This window comes from Thiohalocapsa marina, assembly GCF_008632335.1.
Lineage (GTDB): Bacteria > Pseudomonadota > Gammaproteobacteria > Chromatiales > Chromatiaceae > Thiohalocapsa > Thiohalocapsa marina.
This window is the reverse complement of the sequence record NZ_VWXX01000007.1, coordinates 120,775-136,758: the sequence shown is the minus strand read 5'-3', so window position 1 is coordinate 136,758 and position 15,984 is coordinate 120,775. Positions and strand designations below refer to the sequence as shown.

Genomic DNA, 15,984 nt, shown 5'->3' with positions numbered 1-15,984 from the left:
CTAATTGAAGCGGCGCAAACCATGTCGCGCAGTGCCCCAGCTCAACACGATTCCACGCAACAGATGCCCGTTCGATGCGGGTGATCGCCTGGGTCATGCGGTTTGTGATGGGGAATTGAGGCAGAAAGGTTTTCATCGCTCACCACCAGAATCCACCGCATCCGTTGCCGGGATGGTGTCGTAAATCACCTTCGAAAGCACCGCAAAGGCCGCGTCCTCAAAGGCTTTGTCATCCATGTAGCGCGAGACGATCTTGTCGTTCTCATTCATGCGCTGAATCATCAGGTCTTCCAGCATCTGACGCAGGCCCAACTGAAATTTATCGAAGGGGTTGGCCTGGCGCAGGCGGACCACTTCCGGGGTATTGGTGGCCTTCTCTTTGATCTGCTCGAAGAACAACCGGTCCTCCTCGGTAAAATTGGTGCCAAAGCGGTCGTTCAGCACCTCGATGATCTCCGAAAGTGGTGCTTTCTCCTCCTTGGCCTTGCCGGTGCCGACGTCCGTGGGGCTCTTCACGCCGTACTCGCCTTCGCCCTCGCGCAGTTCGATGGCCCCGGAAAAGACCCGTTGCAGGCGGTAGTACTGCAGGCCCACTTCGTCACCCAGCTTGACTGCGCTGGTGTCACGCTCCAGAGGCAGGTGGGGCAGCAGGAACCGGCCGAAGCTGTAGAGCATCTCCAGGTCGGGGTCGCCGTAGGGGATGATCTGGCTCAGGAAGCTATACACCTTCACGTAGCCGCTCAGCTTGTCACGGAATTCGTTGCGCTGTTCCTCGTCCTCCATCGCCTTGAAGCGATCCATTGCCGGTTGCAGATGGCGCTGCAGGTGGGCGTGGTCGGCGGGGTTTTGTTTGCCCGGCACCCGGTAGAAGATGCGGGCAAAGGCCTCCACCTCGTTCCAGTGGTAGACCTGAAAGGCATCCAGCTCGTGCTTGAGCTGTTCGAGCTGGGTGGGGTCGGAGCTCTCCTGCAGGCTGGTGGCATCGTAGTAGGGCTTGAAGGCGCGGTAGATGTCCTCGGCCTCGTTGACGAAATCGAGTACGAAGGGCGTCTCCTTGCCTGGTATCATGCGGTTGAGGCGCGACAGGGTCTGTACCGCCTGCACACCGTCGAGCCGCTTGTCCACGTACATCGCCATCAGCAGAGGCTGGTCGAAGCCGGTCTGGTACTTGTTGGCCACCAGCAGCACCTGGTAATCGGGCGAGGCGAAGCGTTCCGGCAGCTGCTTTTCGCTGATCGGCTTGCCGCTCACCACATCGGTATTCATCCCCGGTTCGGTGTATTCCAGGCCGGTTTCCGGGTCGCGCACCTTGCCGCTGAAGGCCACCAGCGGCCGGATGTCGTCGTAACCGTGTTCGCCGATGTAACGCTGAAAGGCCTCCATGTACTTCACCGCCTGAAGACGCGAACTGGTGACCACCATCGCTTTGGCCCGCCCGCCCAGGTGGGTGCGGACATGGTTGCGGAAGTGCTCGACGATCACCTCGATCTTCTGGGCAATATTGGTCGGGTGCATCACCAGGAACTTGGCCAGCGCCCGCGCCGCCTTCTTCTTCGGCAGATCGGGATCGTCTTCCACCGCCTTGACCAGTTTGAAGTAGGTCTTGTAGGTGGTGTAGTTCTGCAACACGTCGAGGATGAACCGTTCCTCAATGGCCTGGCGCATGCTGTAGAGGTGGAAGGGTTCCGGCTTGCCGCTGACCCCGGTGCGGCCAAACAGCTCCAGCGTCTTGCCTTTGGGGGTAGCGGTGTAGGCGAAAAAGCTCAAATTTTGTTGCCGACCGCGCGAGGCCATCACCTCATTCAGGCGGTCTTCCCAGTCCGACTCCTCCTCGTCGCCGTTGCCACCCGTGTTCGCACCCAGAATCGCCTTCAGCTCCCGCGCCGTCTCGCCGGTCTGGGAGGAGTGCGCCTCATCCACAATCACCGCATAACGGCGCTTGCCAATCTCCGCCTCCCAGGCCTTGGCCTGTGCCTTGGCCGCTTCATCCGGCGCGTCCGCGCTCTCGGCCCCAGCGGCATGGAGCAGGCCGCGCAGCACAAAGGGGAACTTCTGCAAGGTGGTGACGACGATCCGGGTGCCGTCGATCAACGCCTCGGCCAGCTGCTTCGAATCCTGATCGATGGCCTTGACCACCCCCTGGGCGTGTTCAATCTGGTAGATGGCATCCTGCAACTGGCGGTCGAGCACCTGCCGGTCGGTGATGACGATCACACAGTCGAACACCTTGTGATCGTCGCCATCGTGCAGGCTCGCCAGCCGGTGCGACAGCCAGGAGATGGAGTTGGTCTTGCCGCTGCCTGCCGAATGCTGGATCAGGTAGTTCTGCCCCGGCCCCTCGGCGCGGGCGGCAACGATCAGTTTGCGGGTGGCGTCGAGCTGGTGGTAACGCGGGAAGATCATCGCTTCCCGGCTCACCATGCGGCTGCCGCCTTTGCCGTCGTCCACCTTCTCTTCCTTCTTCTCGATGAAGATAAAGTGGCCGAGAATGTCAAGGAAGCTCTCGCGCTCCAGCACCTCTTCCCAAAAATAGCCGCTGCGGTAGCCGGAAGGGTGCTGCGGGTTGCCCGCGCCGCACTGCACCTCGCCGGGGTGGCTGCCGCGATTGAAGGGGAGGAAGAAGGTCTTGCCCCCGGCCAGCCGGGTGGCCATGTGCACCTCGTCCGGGTCGGCGGCAAAGTGCACCAGCGCCCGCTGCTTGAACTCGAACAACGGCGCGCGCGGGTTGCGGTCCTCCTTGTACTGGCGCACCGCATGGCGCCAGCTCTGGCCGGTCCAGGGGTTTTTCAGCTCGCAGGTCCCCACCGGCAGGCCGTTTACGGCAAAGACTAGGTCAACGGTGGAGTGGTCGCCCGGATGGCAGGGCACCTGCCGGGTGACGGTGAGCTGGTTGGCCCGGTACTGCGCCAGCACCTCCTCATTGAGGCCATGGGCGGGTTTGAAGTAGGCCAGCCGGAAGGTCTTGCCGTAGAACTTGAAGCCGTGGCGCAGCACATGCAGGGAGCCCTTAATGGCCAGCTCCTTGACCAGGGTGGAGAGCAGCATCGCCTCCAGTTGCGTCCCGTGCTGGGTGCGCATCGCCTCCCACAGCTGCGGCTGGGTGGCGGCAATAAAATCGGTGATCGCATGCGGGAAGAACGCCCGCTCCCGGTCCCAGCCGCTCACGTTGCCCGGTTGCCAGCCCTTGGCTAGCAGCATTTGCTCCACGTAGGATTCGAAGGCTTTTTCGGTGGTCTGGCTCATAGCGCTTCCCCTCAGGTCATTCCGTTGATCTTGAACACCCGATACTTGAGCCACTTGGCGATGCCGTCGAGATCGGGGAACAGCTGTTTGTCAAAGACGCCGTACTGGTCCAGTCGGCGGCGAATGTCGTCATGGGCGGCTTGACTGATCACCAGCTCGAGCACGTCCTTTTCCTCCAGAGGCTGCATCGGCTGATGGCAGGCCAGCAGTACCCCGTCCTGAGCGCGGATGCGCGGCGAGACGTGCGGCGGGTCGTAGATGACGTTACCGCTGATGTCGAAGGGCGACAGCTCGCCTTCTTTGGTGGGTTCCGGCTGTGTACGGGGCCGGGTGGCGGTGGCCGTTTCCAGCTCGTCGTCCGCGAGCACCAGCGGTTCGCCGCTTTCATCCAGCCCGAAGTCGTCGTAGCCGTCGTCGTCGCCTGAAACGGGCGCAGCGGATTCCGGCTCCTCCGCGCTGGCCGCGCCGTTCTTCTGCTGGCGGCGCAATTCGCTGAAGCGCGGCGGCTCGCTGATCAGCACATAAACGGCGCTGTCGTGCGGGTTGCCGGCCTTGTCTTTCTTGGAATCACGGCAGGCAAAGTAGAGCGCCACCAGCGGGTTGGTGGTCCAGTCCATGAAACGGGTCGGCAGGCCGTGGTGCTGGGCGATGGCCAGTGCCTCCCAGTCATTGCGCGGCAGGTGATTCACATAGGTGAGCAGGTGGTTGCTGAAGGTCTCCAGCACCTCGTTTTCCAGCCGGTCGCGCTCGGCGGGCGGCAGGCTGTTCAGGTGGGCATAGCGACCGATGGAGGGTTTTAGGTCATAACCTTCGAAGGCCCGCTTGGTCTGGCCGCGAAAATAGCGGCGCTTGCGCTGGCCTTTTTGATCGGTGACGCCGATATCGTCACTAACGATTCGGAGATACTCTTCAAAGCTGTTGATGGTGAACTCGTTCATGCTACCGCCTCCCGAACATCGATCTTGCCGGTCACGGCGGCGGTGATCAGGGAGGTGCGATACTACTGCAAGCAGGCGATGGCCGCATCGACCTTTGCCACCAGCCGGTCGATTTTGGCGGTCTCGCGGTCAAGATAGGTGGCAATGGCGGTTTGTTCGTGGAGAGGGGGAGAAATTATTTTCAGTATTGTGAGCTTGCTGGCCTTCAACCCCTCAGCAGTCGACCCAGTGGATAGGCTTTTGAGTTGATTTTGGAAATGATCTGACATCATTTCATAGAGTGTGAAACTCGATTCGAATCTGACCTTCTTCATCCGGAAGCGAATAATTCGTTGGGCCATTGCTACGTTTTCATCGTCTACAAGCGCAACATTCCCCAAAGGTGCTTCTGTTGTGAAGAGAATATCTCCCAGCTTCGGCAGTCCTCGTCGCATGATTTCATCGTAATCCTCTTCGGCAACGTACTCTTTGGACGCCTCGTAATCGATGAAGCCCATCCGAACATTCTTTGCCGTTACAAGAAAGATTCCGTCATCTGTTTTTTTCTGGCGTCTTGCCTCGATAATCAGACTTGTCATCAACGTATTTTTGTGAACGGCAGCACCTCCCACCCCTCCGGCACCTGGCCCAGCCATTCGATGCCGGAGTCCTTGAAGCGGGTGTGGGGTTCGAGGCCGAATTCGCGGGCGGTGGCTTCAGGCAGGCCACGGGTGACTGTGCGGGAGATGAGGGCGGTGCGCTTCTCCCTGAGCAACGCGATCAGCCGCCGCTTCTTCGCCACCAGCGTATCGATCCGCCCCGTCTCCCGGTCGAGAAAATCGGCGATGGCGGTTTGTTCGGGGAGAGGGGGTAACGGTGTCAGAAAATCCTTGCAGAATTCCGGTGGCACACGCTTTTGCCCACCCGCTCCATACATTTCCGATTCTCCGAGCTTACGGTAGCTGTCTGTGATGGTGAGGTAGAACAAAAAACGATAATCAAGCGCCTGAGATGCTCGCAGCACATGCAATTCGGTTGTTCCATAGGCTGCCGAATTGACCAGACCAGTCGCGATCGAACCTTTGCCGTTTTCGAAGCAAGGCGTGATCTTGGCGATGACAACATCACCATTCTGAAACTCGGTGTATCCCCCACCGACCTCAGCCTTTACCCTTGTCTGGTCAAGTCGGATACCGCCGTTTTCGTTTACGGCATCCATTGGGACAAACGAAATTTCTTGGTCTTCTTCCAGATTGCGGAGTAATGGTGCGGGTGGATTTACGCGCATAGCGAACCGACCGCGCTTCACCTCCCAATGCCCCGGCACAGGCCCCAGCCACTGGACGCCGCTCTCCTTGTATTCGGGGTAAACCGGATGCCTCATGCCATAACCTCCCGGTAGAGCCAGCCGCGCGCTTCCGCCTTCGCCTTGAGCAGTTTGGCTTTCTTTTCGGTGGCGCTCTTGCCGTAGGCGGAAAAGTCGATTAGCGCATGTTCCGGGAAGGGTTCAGGGTCGGGCGTCACGGGCAGTTCGAGCGTCCCGCACTCCGCCATGGATACCGCCAGCACACCGCTACTCCCCAGCGTGAGGTCCTTGGTGTAATGCTCAAAGGCATCGGCGGGGGTGATTTGGTCGCCGTCGTAGACGGAGAGCTTCTGTTCATCCTTGGGTGTGGGGCGGAAAGCCTGGGATGAGGGCCGCCCATCCTGCACGAAACCGGGGTGGATCTGGCGCAGCAGCAGGGTGTCGTTGTTCACGCCTCACCCCCTGTCCGCTCGGTGATCTCCGTTGCCAGCCATTGCCAGTCGGCGGGCTCATTCAGGTTGAGTGTTTTTTCCTGTTCCTGCTCATTGGCCATGTCCAGGGCATGCCATTGGCCCTGATACTGATCGAGGTCGATTTCCAGGCTGATCTCCCAGCCATTTACCGACCATTCGGCCTGCACGCCGCCTTCTGCGGTCGGGTAGAGATAGGGCGGGGTCAGTTCATCCGGGTAGTTGTGCTGGAACGCCTCTGCCAGCCAGTCAAGACCTGCCCTGTCGGGCGCAAAGCCCTTTTTGCCGTCCAACCAGCCGTGGCGCAAGGTCTTGAGCTCTTCCAGTCGGGCGGCGATGTCATTCACGTCCAGCAGGCTGAGGTGCTCAACGGTTTCCAGGCTTTGCAGCCGGTCGTAACGGTTGTAGCGGCCGATGCCTTGCAGAAGCACACGCGCCCCCTGTTTGTAGCCGTTAAAGGCATCCATCACGGTCGGCAGATGCGGGCCTGCAATGGGGGCGACCACCCGTGGTCCGTTGATGACCTGAAGCTCAAAGGTCATCTTGCCCTGGTCTGCTTCGGGGATGCTGCCGCGCAGGGTGACCTCTTCGGTGAGTTCCTGCACCTGACTGGAAGCCAGCACCAGTTTGCGGCGCGTGGCCTTGGTGAGCCGGGCCTTGCGGTCGGCTGCCTCGGGTGCGAATTCAATGGCTTCGCCATCGCGCAGGCCGCGACCGAAGCGGTCGAAATAGGCCAACAGCGCATCGGGCAGATGCTGGGTGATGGGCTCGTCATGTTCGGCGGCATTAATCGCGCCGATCAGATGGGTGCGGGCCTGTTCGAAATAGGTCTGCGCCTGCGGCGGAAAGAGTTGCGTCTGTTCGACGACCAGACTCAGGTGGGGCACGGCGCTGCCTTCGCCGACACCGGACAGCTTGAGTGCGACACCATCAGTAAAGCCCTTGGGCGAACGCTTGCGCTCAGGGTGATCCCGCAGGTAACACCATTTGGCGACCTCGATGACCATCTCCTCCAGCACAGCCAGATCTTTAAGCAACTCCAACGGGATGGCGTGTTCGGCAAAACGCGGCCCGACCATGCGCGGGGTTAGAAATTCGATGACTTGGCTCATGCGGTCACCTCCTTGAGCAGGTCGAGAATCTCGCCTTCCAGCCCCTTGATCTCGGCCTCGATCTCGGTCAGCTCGCGCGGTGGTTCGTAGCGGTAGAAGTGCCGGTTCAGAGGGATTTCGTAGCCAACCTTGGTTTTAGCGTGGTCAATCCAGGCGTCGGGCACATGGGGCAGCACCTCGCGGCGGAAGTACTCTTCGATACTCTCTTTGAGCGGCACAGTCTCGGTGTCGCGCAGGTCGGTGTCCGGCTCGGGTTCGCCCTTCTTGTCTTTGCAGATCTCGGCGGTTTCTTCCCGTTCACCCAGGGCGGCGAGTACCGCTTTCAGCTCTGGGGCGGAGAGTTTGACATTTCTTGCCCGGTCCACCTCGCGCAGGGTCAGCAGGAACTTTTTACGGTCCATGAACAGGGGGTCACCGTGCTGCTCGGCAAAGGCGGCGAGCAGGTCGCGGATGGCCTGCTGTCGTGCCTTGCCTGCCTCGATCTCCTGCTGGCGAACGGTTTCGTTCTTCTTGCTGCTGGATGCAAGGTTCTTGTATGCGGTCTGTTCTTCCAGCCGGGCGATGCGCTCCGCCGTGGCCTGGAAGTTGAGGCGCAGGGGGCGCTCGACGGTGATCTTGTGATAACCGAAGTCGTCGTTGTCGAACAGTTTGCTGACCACCAGCTCCTTCTCCTTGCCATCGAGGAGGAAGGTGCGGGTCTCGCCGTCTTGGAAGTTTTCGTAGATGCGGGTGATCTCGGCAATGTGGTCCGGGTCCTTGGCCTTGTCCTGCGGGTCGCCGATGCGGCGGCGCTTGTTGCCCAGCGATTTTTCCATCGGCACCCAGAAGTTGCGGGCATCAATGAGCTGCACCTTGCCCTTGCGCGCTTTGGCCTTGCGGTTGGTGATCACCCAGATGTAGGTGGAGATGCCGGTGTTGTAGAAGAGCTGTTCCGGCAGGGCGACGATGGCCTCCAGCCAGTTGTTTTCGATGATCCAGCGGCGTATCTCGCTCTCGCCGCTGCCTGCGTCGCCGGTGAAGAGCGGCGAGCCGTTGAAGACGATACCGATGCGGCTGCCGTCTTTGTCGACGGGACGCATCTTGGAGATCATGTGCTGCAGAAAGAGTAGCGCCCCGTCGTTGATGCGCGGGGTGCCCGCCCCGAAGCGCCCGGCATAGCCGAGTGTGTCGGCCTCCTGGTTGATGTATTTCTGTTGCTGCTTCCACTCCACGCCAAAGGGGGGATTGGCCAGCATGTAGTCGAAGGTCCACTTGTTGCCATCGGAGTCGCGGTCGAAGCCGTCGCGGGTGAAGGTGTCACCGAGGATGACGTTGTCGGCGTCCTCGCCTTTGATCAGCATGTCGGACTTGCACACCGCCCAGGCCTCGTCGTTCCAGTCCTGGCCGTAGAGATGCGGGCGTGCGTCGCGGTTGAGATGGCGGATGTACTCCTCGGCCACCGACAGCATGCCGCCGGTGCCGCAGGCGGGGTCGTAGATGGTCTTGACCACATCGCTCTTGGCGAGATCCTGCTCCGGAGCCAGCAGCAGGTTGACCATCAGCTTGATCACCTCGCGGGGGTGAAGTGCTCTCCTGCCTCTTCGTTCGATTGTTCCGCGCCGATCCGGATCAGCTCCTCGAACACGTAGCCCATCTGCATCTGATCCACCCGCTGGGGCGAGAGGTCGATTTTGGCAAAGGCCTTGATCACCTCGAACAGGATGTTCTTTTCCGCCATGTGGGCGATCTGCTCGCTGAACTTGAACTTCTCCATAATGGCGCGGACGTTGGGGGAGAAGCCGTTGATGTAGCTGTTCAAGTTCGGCGCGAGGTTGTTGGGGTCGTCCAGCAGCGAGTGGATTTTTTCGCCCGGCAATGTGAGCTGCATCCGCGACAGGTTGTAGAAGCGGTGGCCGGTGATTTGTTGCAACCGCGCCTGCTGGACACGCTCGGGTTTGGTCTTCAGCGACTGGAATTCTTCAAGAGCGGCCTGGCGGGTCGGCTCCAGCAGGCACTCGAAGCGGCGCAGAACGGTCAGCGGCAGGATGACCTTGCGGTACTCGTTGCGCTTGTAGGGGCCGCGCAGCAGGTTGCAGATGGACCAGATAAAGTTGGCCAGTTGGCTGTGGGTTTCACCGTTCATTGCTTCTTGTCCTTATCGTCAGATCCGACATTTCCGGTCGCGTGCGCCTTCATCCACTGATCGATCTCCTCCCGGTCAAAACGCCATTGGGTGCCGATCTTGGAGGCAGGAATCGCACCACGCTGGGCCATGCCGTAGAGCTTGGTCCGGCTCATCTTGATGTAGCCCGCCAGTTCATCAATGGTCAGCCATTTGTCGATTTTATCCATAACCTCACCGTTCGGAAGAGATTCGTAGTGAAAAATTGATAAAAAAAGATAACCCTAGCCATTCATGAAAACAAGAAGAAAACGGGAAACCTGGGTCAGTTGTGGGTTTTTTTTCTGATTTTCACCGACACATCCCGCCGCCACTCGGTAAGTAAGCCACCAGAAGGCCATCACGAAAAAATTTCATCAGACGCCCGACACTTTCTCCGTCTCTCCGGTAAGTAAGGGCTGAACCCGCAACGAGGAGTAACCGACCATGGACATCAACGACCTGTTTGACGGAATCATGAAGAGTATCAACCAGTTTGCCGACGATATCGCCGAGCAGCGGTTGCAGGAAAAAATGCAGGAATCCGGACGAGGTCCGGAGAATGGGGGTAAGAATGCGGAGAATTTTGAGGCGAAAGAGAAGCCAGGTATGACGGATTTCCCGAAAATGGAGTGATCGGGCCAGTATCGCAGACACCTTAAAAGCGACGTAAGTCGCTGACAATACGCAGAAAAACAAAACCCGTCCAATAACCGGACGCGGTTAGTGGACGGGTCTGTCTTTTTTAAGTGGTGGAGGCGGCGGGAATTGAACCCGCGTCCGCAAGCCCTCTGCCGTTGGTACTACATGCTTAGCCCGTTCTATTGTTTTTAACCTTCTGCCGCCCGAAGGGCAGGGCGATCAGTCGGCGATTCCGAATTTGGGTTTTAGCGGATCAGGTCCGGACCCCCGTCACCGCGATCCTGTGTGATGTTACCCCACGAATCCGTCGCCCACAGGCAAGAAACGGTGTGAGGCCCGCTGGGATTAAGCAGCGAGAGCGTAGTTGTCGTCGTTGGCAACTATAGATTTGCGGCAGGTTTTACGAGGCACTCCGCACCTCGGCATGCACCTCGGGTTTTGCGACCCACGTCGAAGCCATGTCGCCCCCAAAGTATAAGATAGGACAGGATATCGGGTCTTAGGTTCCGCGGCAACGCCGATTTTTTTGGCGTCGGGTTTTCAGTGCCGGGGCGGGAACTCCCGGAACAGGTCGCGCACCCGGGGCGAGCGCCACAGGTAGGCTATGGCAGCCAGGGTCAGCAAGGTGGAAGTCAGAACCGCTTCGTCGACGGCGCCTGCGGTGCGTCCGCCGGCGAGTAGCCCCCGCTGCAATCCGGCATGCACCCCGCCGTATGTCAGGGACCAGCCCAGCACGCCCAGATAGGCGAGCCCGGACAGGGTCAGCAGCCAGCGGCCCCGGGGCCAGAGTCGGCGCATCCAGTCCGGCGCTTGTGGACGGCGACGGGCGGCGGTGACGAGCAGCGGCAGCGCGATCAGATCTGCGATCAGGTAGGCCGGCTGCACGAGCTGGCGCAGCACGGTGATCTCCTGCCCGGTGGTGGGCAGGAAGGTGATGCCCAGAAGCAGCAGGTGGCGGACCTGGAACAGCAGGACCAGCCACAGGACCAGGGGCACCTTGAGTACCAGGTGCTCGTTGTAGTGCTCGGGCTCATAGGTCGGGACGGGCATGTGGTGCCGGGCGGGGCAGACAGGCGCCGGGCTTTGGTGGCGCTCAGGGCTGCGGTAGCGCTCAGGCCTCCTTCGGTGTCGGCGGCGATGTCCATTTCAGGCGTACATAGACGCTGGCCAGGAACAGCAGGATGTTGATGCTGCCTACCACCACGAAGGGGGCGCGCGGGTCGATGGCGTCGAATAGCCGGCCGCCGCTGGAGGTGATCAGCAGGATGCCGAGGGCACCCGAGATGTTGAACGCGGCGATCACCGAGCCGCGCTTGTTGGCCGGGGCCTCCTGGCCGATCAGCGACTGGGCAGCAAGAAAGACACTGATCTGACCGATGCCGAGCAGGATGTAGAAGATCAGCCCGTTGTCGGCCAGCGGGTCGTCCAGCAACAGCAATGACAGGTTGCCGATGGCGGCCAACACCATGCAGAGCGCAAGCCCGGTGGCGCGGTCCAGGCGATCCAGGATCGGGCCCATGACCGGCGACCAGACCAGGGCCGCCACCTGGGCGATGACGAAGATCAGGGTGCCGTTGAGCACCGCCTCGGCAGTGTCCATGCCGGCGGCCTTGCCGGCCAGGGTGCCCCAGAGGATCAGGAAGGTGGCGTTGACGGATTGATCGCCGCGGGCGATGAAGGCCGCCGAATAGGCCAGCGCGATGCGCGGGTTGCGCGCCTGGGCGAAGCCGCTGAAGAACAGCTGGCGGACCGTTGGGCGCTCTTCGCGCTTGATGGGGATGCCGGCCTTCAGGCCGGTCATGACCAGCACGGCCGCCACCAGGCAGAGCGCGGCGACCACCAGGTGGGTGATCAGGCCAGCCTGGTCGCCGTCCATGCCGCCGCCGACCAGGGCGTCGGGCAGGGCGCCGAATCCCTGGTTGATGAACACCACGCCCAGGCCGCTGCAGACGCCGATGGCGGCCACCAGCTTGCCCCGTGACTGCTCCGCCGGATAGTCCACCAGCACCGTGGACAGCGCACCGGCCACTGCCACCACGCCCAGGGCATAGACGAAGCGGTACCAGTACAGGTCGCCCACCGAATCGGCCAGCGGATAGAGCACATAGGTGGCGCCCAGCATCAGGAAGCCGATGGCGTAGATCGAGCGCCGGCTGATGCGGTCGATCAGGATACCGGCGGGCAGGAAGAACAGCAGCGTGAAGATCTCCGTCAGAAAGACCAGATCGCCACTGATGGAGCCCTGCTCGGATTCAGGGATGTTCAGATGCTCATTGAGCACGTAGGTCTGGCCGATGGTGACGAAGGTCATCAGGCCGATGGATAGGAAGGCAGCGATCAGGAAGCTGATCGTGTGCCGCGGTAGGACGTCGGGCGCCAGATGGATCGGCCCGAGCTTGTGGGCGGAAGTGTTCATAGCTGTTCCGACGCGAAGTCCGCCAGCCGCGAGCGCTCGCCGCGGATGAGCGTGATGTGGCCGCTGTGCTGCCAGTGCTTGAAGCGATCCACCACATAGGTCAGGCCTGAGGTGGTCTCGGTCAGGTAGGGCGTGTCGATTTGCGCGATGTTGCCCAGGCAGACGATCTTGGTGCCCGGGCCGGCGCGGGTGATCAGGGTCTTCATCTGCTTGGCGGTCAGGTTCTGCGCCTCGTCCAGGATGATGTACTTGTGCAGGAAGGTGCGCCCGCGCATGAAATTCAGCGACGAGATGCGGATGCGGTTGCGCAGCAGGTCGTTGGTGGCGGCACGGCCCCATTCGCCGCCCTCGGGCTGGGTCAGCACCTCAAGATTGTCCATCAGGGCGCCCATCCAGGGGGTCATCTTCTCCTCTTCGGTACCGGGCAGGAAGCCGATGTCCTCGCCCACCGGCACCGTGACCCGGGTCATGATGATCTCGCGGTAGATGTTGCTGTCCAGCACCTGGGTCAGCCCCGCGGCCAGCGCCAGCAGGGTCTTGCCGGTGCCGGCGGTGCCCAGCAGCGTGACGAAGTCCAGTTCTGGGTCCATCAGCATGTTGAGCGCGAAGTTCTGCTCGCGGTTCAGGGCGTTGATGCCCCAGACCGCGTGCTTACTCGGGCGATAGTCGTCCACCAGCTCGATCACCGCCTCGGTCTCGCTGCGCTTCTCGCGCACGATGGCCTCGAAGGCGTCATCCCCCTCCATGTACAGACACTGGCTGGGGTACCAGTCGGCCACATCCGGCCCCTTGATGCTGTAGAAGCTGCGGCCTTCCTCCTTCCAGGCATCGAGTTCCTTGGCGTGATGCTCCCAGAAGCCGGCCTCGAGGGCCTGCACCCCGGTGTAGAGCAGGTCGACATCCTCCAGCACCTGGTCGTTGGAATAGTCCTCCGCCGGAATGCCGAGCACCGCCGCCTTGATGCGCAGGTTGATGTCCTTGGAGACGATGACGACGGTGTGGGTGTTGCTGCGGTCCTGCAGGCTCCGGGCGGTGGCCAGGATGTCGTTGTCGGCTGAGGTGCCGGGCAGGCTCGGCTCCTGGCGCCGCGACAGCGGCTCGGTCTGGAAGAACAGCCGACCGGTGGGCGGCTCGGTGAAGCCGCGCCCGTAGTCATTCAGCGCATGGATGGGCAGACCGGCGTCGATGTCGGCCTTGTCCGCGTCGGTCATCAGTTGGTCGAGAAAGCGCGTGGCCTGGCGCACGTTGCGCGCCACCTCGGACAGGCCTTTCTTGCCGGCGTCCAGTTCTTCCAGCACCACCATGGGCAGGAAGATGTCGTGCTCCTTGAAGCGGAAGATGGCGGTCGGGTCGTGCATCAGCACATTGGTGTCGAGCACGAACAGGCAGAGCTTGTCTTCTTCGCGTTTGATCATGATGGGGCGCCGCGCAAAAGGGGCCGGGCAGGCTGTGCGCCTGCCGTTGGGGATCCGGACGGATCGAATCGGGGAGGCGAATCGGGGCCTAGCCCAGGTCGCGCACGGCCTGCAGCACCTCGTCTACATGGCCCTTGACCTTGACCCCGCGCCACTCACGGCGCAACACGCCCGCCTCGTCGATCAGGAAGGTGCTGCGTTCCACGCCGAGGGACTCCTTGCCGTACATCTTCTTCAGCTTGATGACGTCGAAGGCCCTGCACAGGGTCTCTTCCTTGTCGGACAGCAGGTCGAAGCCGAAACCCTGTTTCGCCTTGAAGTTCTCCTGCGCCTTGATGCCGTCGCGGGAGGCGCCGAGGATGGCGGTGTTGAGGGCGGCAAAGTCCGCCGCGGCGGCGGTGAAGTCCAGGCCCTCCTGGGTGCAGCCGGGGGTGCTCGCCTTAGGATAGAAGTACAGCACCAGCCGTTGCCCGCGGAAGTCCGACAGCTTGACGGTCTTATCGCCGGTGGCCGGGAGTTCGATATCTGGAACGGTTTCGCCGATCATGGCTGGCATGCCTGTCTCCGGTTGGTGTGGATCACATTTTCAGCGGCTCGAGCACTGCGTCGAGATTCAGGCCGTCGCAGTAGTCCATGAACTCCTCACGCAGGCTGGCGATATGCGTCGAGCCGGGGATGCCGACGGTCATGTGCACCGCGAACATGGGCGTACCGGTATGGGCGGCGGAATAGGTGCTGGTGGACATGTCCTCGATGTTGATGCCGCGGTCGGCAAAGAACTCCGCTAGCTTATTGACGATGCCCGGGTGATCCATGGCCACCACGTCCACGCCGTAGGGCACCTTGTCGCTGCTGCGCGAGCGCTCGCCGGTGCGCTTGCAGTTGATGGTCATGCCCAGGGTGCGTTCCAGTTCCGGCAGCACATTTTCCACCTTGGCGAGGGTGTTCCATTTGCCCTCCACCAGCAGGATCGCCGCGAACTCGCCGCCGAGGACGGTCATGCGGCTGTCTTCGATGTTGCAGCCCTGTTCGAGGATTGCCCTGGACAACTTGTTGACCAGGCCCGGATGATCCTCGCCCAGGGCGGAGATAACAAGGAAGGTCTTTTGCGTGCTCATCATGCTTGGTGATACCCGTTGCGCGCTGGTTTTCGGTTCTGCGTCTGTCGAGCCCCTGCGCCAGCCACCCGGTTCGGCTTGGGCTCGTCAACCGCCGTGGCATGAGTGTATAGCATGTGCTGTGTCGGGCCAATGCGGCCTTGTCCCCGAGTCGCCGGCGGGGCTGCCGCTGAAGTTGCTATCGGAACTGTCGGTTCGACCGCGAAGCGGCGGGGTGGATGCCGCCCTTGTCAGGGCCGGAGTCTGCGGGCTACCATCGTCAGATTTGGGCGCAGCGGGAGCGGGCATGGACATGTTCAAGGGCAGCATGGTGGCGCTGATCACGCCGATGGATGCGCAGGGCGAGGTCGATGACCAGGCGCTGGCGCGACTGATCGATTTCCACGTGGAGGCGGGCACCGACGCCATCGTCGCGGTTGGCACCACCGGCGAGTCCGCCACCCTGGGCGAGGCCGAGCACTGCGCCGTCATTGCCCGCTCGGTGGAACTCGCCGCCGGACGCGTGGCGATCATCGCCGGCACCGGCGCCAACTCCACCGCGGAGGCCATCCGTCTGACCCGCTGTGCGCGGGATGCCGGCGCCGATGCGGCGTTGCTGGTGACGCCGTATTACAACAAGCCCACTCAGCAGGGGCTGATTGCCCACTACCGGGCCGTCGCCGCTGGGGTGGATATCCCGCAGATCCTGTATAACGTGCCTGGGCGCACCGCCTGCGACCTGTTGCCCGAGACCACGGCGGAGCTGGCGCAGGTCGACAACATCGTCGGCGTCAAGGATGCGACCGGCGACCTGGCGCGCCTGGACACACTGCGCGCCCTCTGCGGACCCGACTTCGGGCTTTACAGCGGCGACGACGCCACCGGCTGCGAGTTCATGTTGCGGGGTGGCGATGGCGTCATCTCTGTCACGGCCAACGTCGCCCCCCGGTTGATGGCGGAGATGTGTCGCGCCGCCCTGGCGGGCCAGCGTGATGCGGCCCTGGCGCTGAACGAGCGCCTGGACGGCCTGCACCACAAGCTGTTCGTCGAGTCCAACCCAATCCCGGTGAAATGGGCCATGACGGAGATGGGCCTGGCGCAACGGGGCATCCGCCTGCCGCTGACCTGGCTGTCGGAATCCCTTCAGGACGAGGTCCGTGCGGCCATGGTGCGTGCCGGGGCCATCTGACAGCAACACAAACCTGAGCGCGTCGACACCCGCCGGC

Annotated in this window: 16 protein-coding genes and 1 other RNA gene; 2 read left to right on the top strand and 15 right to left on the bottom strand. The window is 61.8% G+C overall.

Translation table 11 applies throughout. The annotated features are described in order from the left end of the window. Positions 1-132: 132 nt before the first annotated feature. The 9 genes from F2Q65_RS07630 to F2Q65_RS07595 form a co-directional block, all read right to left on the bottom strand. Positions 133-3,243, bottom strand: coding sequence for a type I restriction endonuclease subunit R (locus tag F2Q65_RS07630; RefSeq protein WP_150092035.1), 3,111 nt, complete (start codon positions 3,241-3,243; stop codon positions 133-135). A gap of 11 nt (positions 3,244-3,254) precedes the next feature. After that, positions 3,255-4,181, bottom strand: coding sequence for an FRG domain-containing protein (locus tag F2Q65_RS07625; RefSeq protein ID WP_150092032.1), 927 nt, complete (start codon positions 4,179-4,181; stop codon positions 3,255-3,257). Between the two features lie 62 nt (positions 4,182-4,243). Continuing rightward, a complete protein-coding gene (locus tag F2Q65_RS07620; RefSeq protein WP_170265596.1) occupies positions 4,244-4,759 on the bottom strand; it encodes a restriction endonuclease subunit S in 516 nt (171 codons plus the stop codon). Continuing rightward, complete coding sequence (locus F2Q65_RS07615) at positions 4,759-5,544, bottom strand: restriction endonuclease subunit S (RefSeq protein ID WP_211353987.1); 786 nt, start codon at positions 5,542-5,544, stop codon at positions 4,759-4,761. Before F2Q65_RS07615 ends, F2Q65_RS07620 begins: the two co-directional genes overlap by 1 nt. Next, entirely contained in the window at positions 5,541-5,918 is a 378-nt protein-coding gene (locus F2Q65_RS07610; RefSeq protein ID WP_150092028.1) for a hypothetical protein, read from the bottom strand. The genes F2Q65_RS07615 and F2Q65_RS07610 overlap by 4 nt, the downstream gene beginning before the upstream one ends. Beyond that, the gene (locus F2Q65_RS07605) at positions 5,915-7,048 is read right to left on the bottom strand and encodes a hypothetical protein (RefSeq protein ID WP_150092027.1); all 1,134 of its coding nucleotides are present in this window, start codon (positions 7,046-7,048) and stop codon (positions 5,915-5,917) included. The genes F2Q65_RS07610 and F2Q65_RS07605 overlap by 4 nt, the downstream gene beginning before the upstream one ends. After that, entirely contained in the window at positions 7,045-8,586 is a 1,542-nt protein-coding gene (locus F2Q65_RS07600; protein ID WP_386113601.1) for an HsdM family class I SAM-dependent methyltransferase, read from the bottom strand. The genes F2Q65_RS07605 and F2Q65_RS07600 overlap by 4 nt, the downstream gene beginning before the upstream one ends. 8 nt (positions 8,587-8,594) lie before the next feature. Next, the gene (locus tag F2Q65_RS20385) at positions 8,595-9,170 is read right to left on the bottom strand and encodes a type I restriction-modification system subunit M N-terminal domain-containing protein (protein WP_386113598.1); all 576 of its coding nucleotides are present in this window, start codon (positions 9,168-9,170) and stop codon (positions 8,595-8,597) included. After that, positions 9,167-9,379: a helix-turn-helix domain-containing protein gene (locus F2Q65_RS07595; RefSeq protein ID WP_150092025.1), complete on the bottom strand. Its 213-nt coding sequence runs from the start codon at positions 9,377-9,379 to the stop codon at positions 9,167-9,169. The genes F2Q65_RS20385 and F2Q65_RS07595 overlap by 4 nt, the downstream gene beginning before the upstream one ends. Positions 9,380-9,635: 256 nt before the next feature. Between F2Q65_RS07595 and F2Q65_RS07590 the strand changes: the two genes are divergently transcribed. Beyond that, complete coding sequence (locus F2Q65_RS07590) at positions 9,636-9,824, top strand: hypothetical protein (protein ID WP_150092023.1); 189 nt, start codon at positions 9,636-9,638, stop codon at positions 9,822-9,824. Positions 9,825-9,938: 114 nt separating this feature from the next. On the opposite strand, the gene ssrA is transcribed toward F2Q65_RS07590, so the two are convergent. The 6 genes from ssrA to F2Q65_RS07560 all read right to left on the bottom strand — a co-directional run bounded on the left by ssrA (position 9,939) and on the right by F2Q65_RS07560 (position 14,779). Further along, positions 9,939-10,299, bottom strand: a transfer-messenger RNA (tmRNA) gene (ssrA, locus tag F2Q65_RS07585). Between the two features lie 71 nt (positions 10,300-10,370). After that, the gene (locus tag F2Q65_RS07580) at positions 10,371-10,880 is read right to left on the bottom strand and encodes a DUF2919 family protein (protein ID WP_150092021.1); all 510 of its coding nucleotides are present in this window, start codon (positions 10,878-10,880) and stop codon (positions 10,371-10,373) included. 61 nt (positions 10,881-10,941) lie between these two features. Beyond that, entirely contained in the window at positions 10,942-12,246 is a 1,305-nt protein-coding gene (locus F2Q65_RS07575; protein WP_150092019.1) for an MFS transporter, read from the bottom strand. Continuing rightward, positions 12,243-13,661 (bottom strand): PhoH family protein, encoded by a 1,419-nt coding sequence (locus F2Q65_RS07570; RefSeq protein ID WP_150092017.1) that lies wholly within the window; start codon positions 13,659-13,661, stop codon positions 12,243-12,245. The genes F2Q65_RS07575 and F2Q65_RS07570 overlap by 4 nt, the downstream gene beginning before the upstream one ends. A gap of 88 nt (positions 13,662-13,749) precedes the next feature. Next, positions 13,750-14,217, bottom strand: a complete 468-nt coding sequence (locus F2Q65_RS07565) for a peroxiredoxin (RefSeq protein ID WP_150092015.1) — start codon at positions 14,215-14,217, stop codon at positions 13,750-13,752. A gap of 22 nt (positions 14,218-14,239) precedes the next feature. Then, on the bottom strand, positions 14,240-14,779 hold the full coding sequence (locus F2Q65_RS07560; RefSeq protein WP_150092101.1) for a glycine cleavage system transcriptional repressor: 540 nt from the start codon (positions 14,777-14,779) through the stop codon (positions 14,240-14,242). Positions 14,780-15,071: 292 nt separating this feature from the next. On the opposite strand from F2Q65_RS07560, the gene dapA reads away from it, so the two are divergent. Beyond that, positions 15,072-15,947 carry a 4-hydroxy-tetrahydrodipicolinate synthase gene (gene dapA / locus F2Q65_RS07555; RefSeq protein WP_150092099.1) on the top strand — a complete coding sequence of 292 codons (876 nt, stop codon included), beginning with the start codon at positions 15,072-15,074 and terminating at the stop codon, positions 15,945-15,947. The last annotated feature ends 37 nt before the right edge of the window (positions 15,948-15,984 follow it).

Excerpts from the sequence above, each read along its gene's own strand:
- F2Q65_RS07630 (WP_150092035.1), bottom strand. The coding sequence starts at position 3,243 with ATGAGCCAGACCACCGAAAAAGCCTTCGAATCCTACGTGGAGCAAATG.
- F2Q65_RS07625 (WP_150092032.1), bottom strand. The coding sequence starts at position 4,181 with ATGAACGAGTTCACCATCAACAGCTTTGAAGAGTATCTCCGAATCGTT.
- F2Q65_RS07620 (WP_170265596.1), bottom strand. The coding sequence starts at position 4,759 with ATGACAAGTCTGATTATCGAGGCAAGACGCCAGAAAAAAACAGATGAC.
- F2Q65_RS07615 (WP_211353987.1), bottom strand. The coding sequence starts at position 5,544 with ATGAGGCATCCGGTTTACCCCGAATACAAGGAGAGCGGCGTCCAGTGG.
- F2Q65_RS07605 (WP_150092027.1), bottom strand. The coding sequence starts at position 7,048 with ATGAGCCAAGTCATCGAATTTCTAACCCCGCGCATGGTCGGGCCGCGT.
- F2Q65_RS07600 (WP_386113601.1), bottom strand. The coding sequence starts at position 8,586 with ATGGTCAACCTGCTGCTGGCTCCGGAGCAGGATCTCGCCAAGAGCGAT.
- F2Q65_RS20385 (WP_386113598.1), bottom strand. The coding sequence starts at position 9,170 with ATGAACGGTGAAACCCACAGCCAACTGGCCAACTTTATCTGGTCCATC.
- F2Q65_RS07595 (WP_150092025.1), bottom strand. The coding sequence starts at position 9,379 with ATGGATAAAATCGACAAATGGCTGACCATTGATGAACTGGCGGGCTAC.
- F2Q65_RS07590 (WP_150092023.1), top strand. The coding sequence starts at position 9,636 with ATGGACATCAACGACCTGTTTGACGGAATCATGAAGAGTATCAACCAG.
- F2Q65_RS07580 (WP_150092021.1), bottom strand. The coding sequence starts at position 10,880 with ATGCCCGTCCCGACCTATGAGCCCGAGCACTACAACGAGCACCTGGTA.
- F2Q65_RS07575 (WP_150092019.1), bottom strand. The coding sequence starts at position 12,246 with ATGAACACTTCCGCCCACAAGCTCGGGCCGATCCATCTGGCGCCCGAC.
- F2Q65_RS07570 (WP_150092017.1), bottom strand. The coding sequence starts at position 13,661 with ATGATCAAACGCGAAGAAGACAAGCTCTGCCTGTTCGTGCTCGACACC.
- F2Q65_RS07565 (WP_150092015.1), bottom strand. The coding sequence starts at position 14,217 with ATGCCAGCCATGATCGGCGAAACCGTTCCAGATATCGAACTCCCGGCC.
- F2Q65_RS07560 (WP_150092101.1), bottom strand. The coding sequence starts at position 14,779 with ATGAGCACGCAAAAGACCTTCCTTGTTATCTCCGCCCTGGGCGAGGAT.
- dapA (WP_150092099.1), top strand. The coding sequence starts at position 15,072 with ATGTTCAAGGGCAGCATGGTGGCGCTGATCACGCCGATGGATGCGCAG.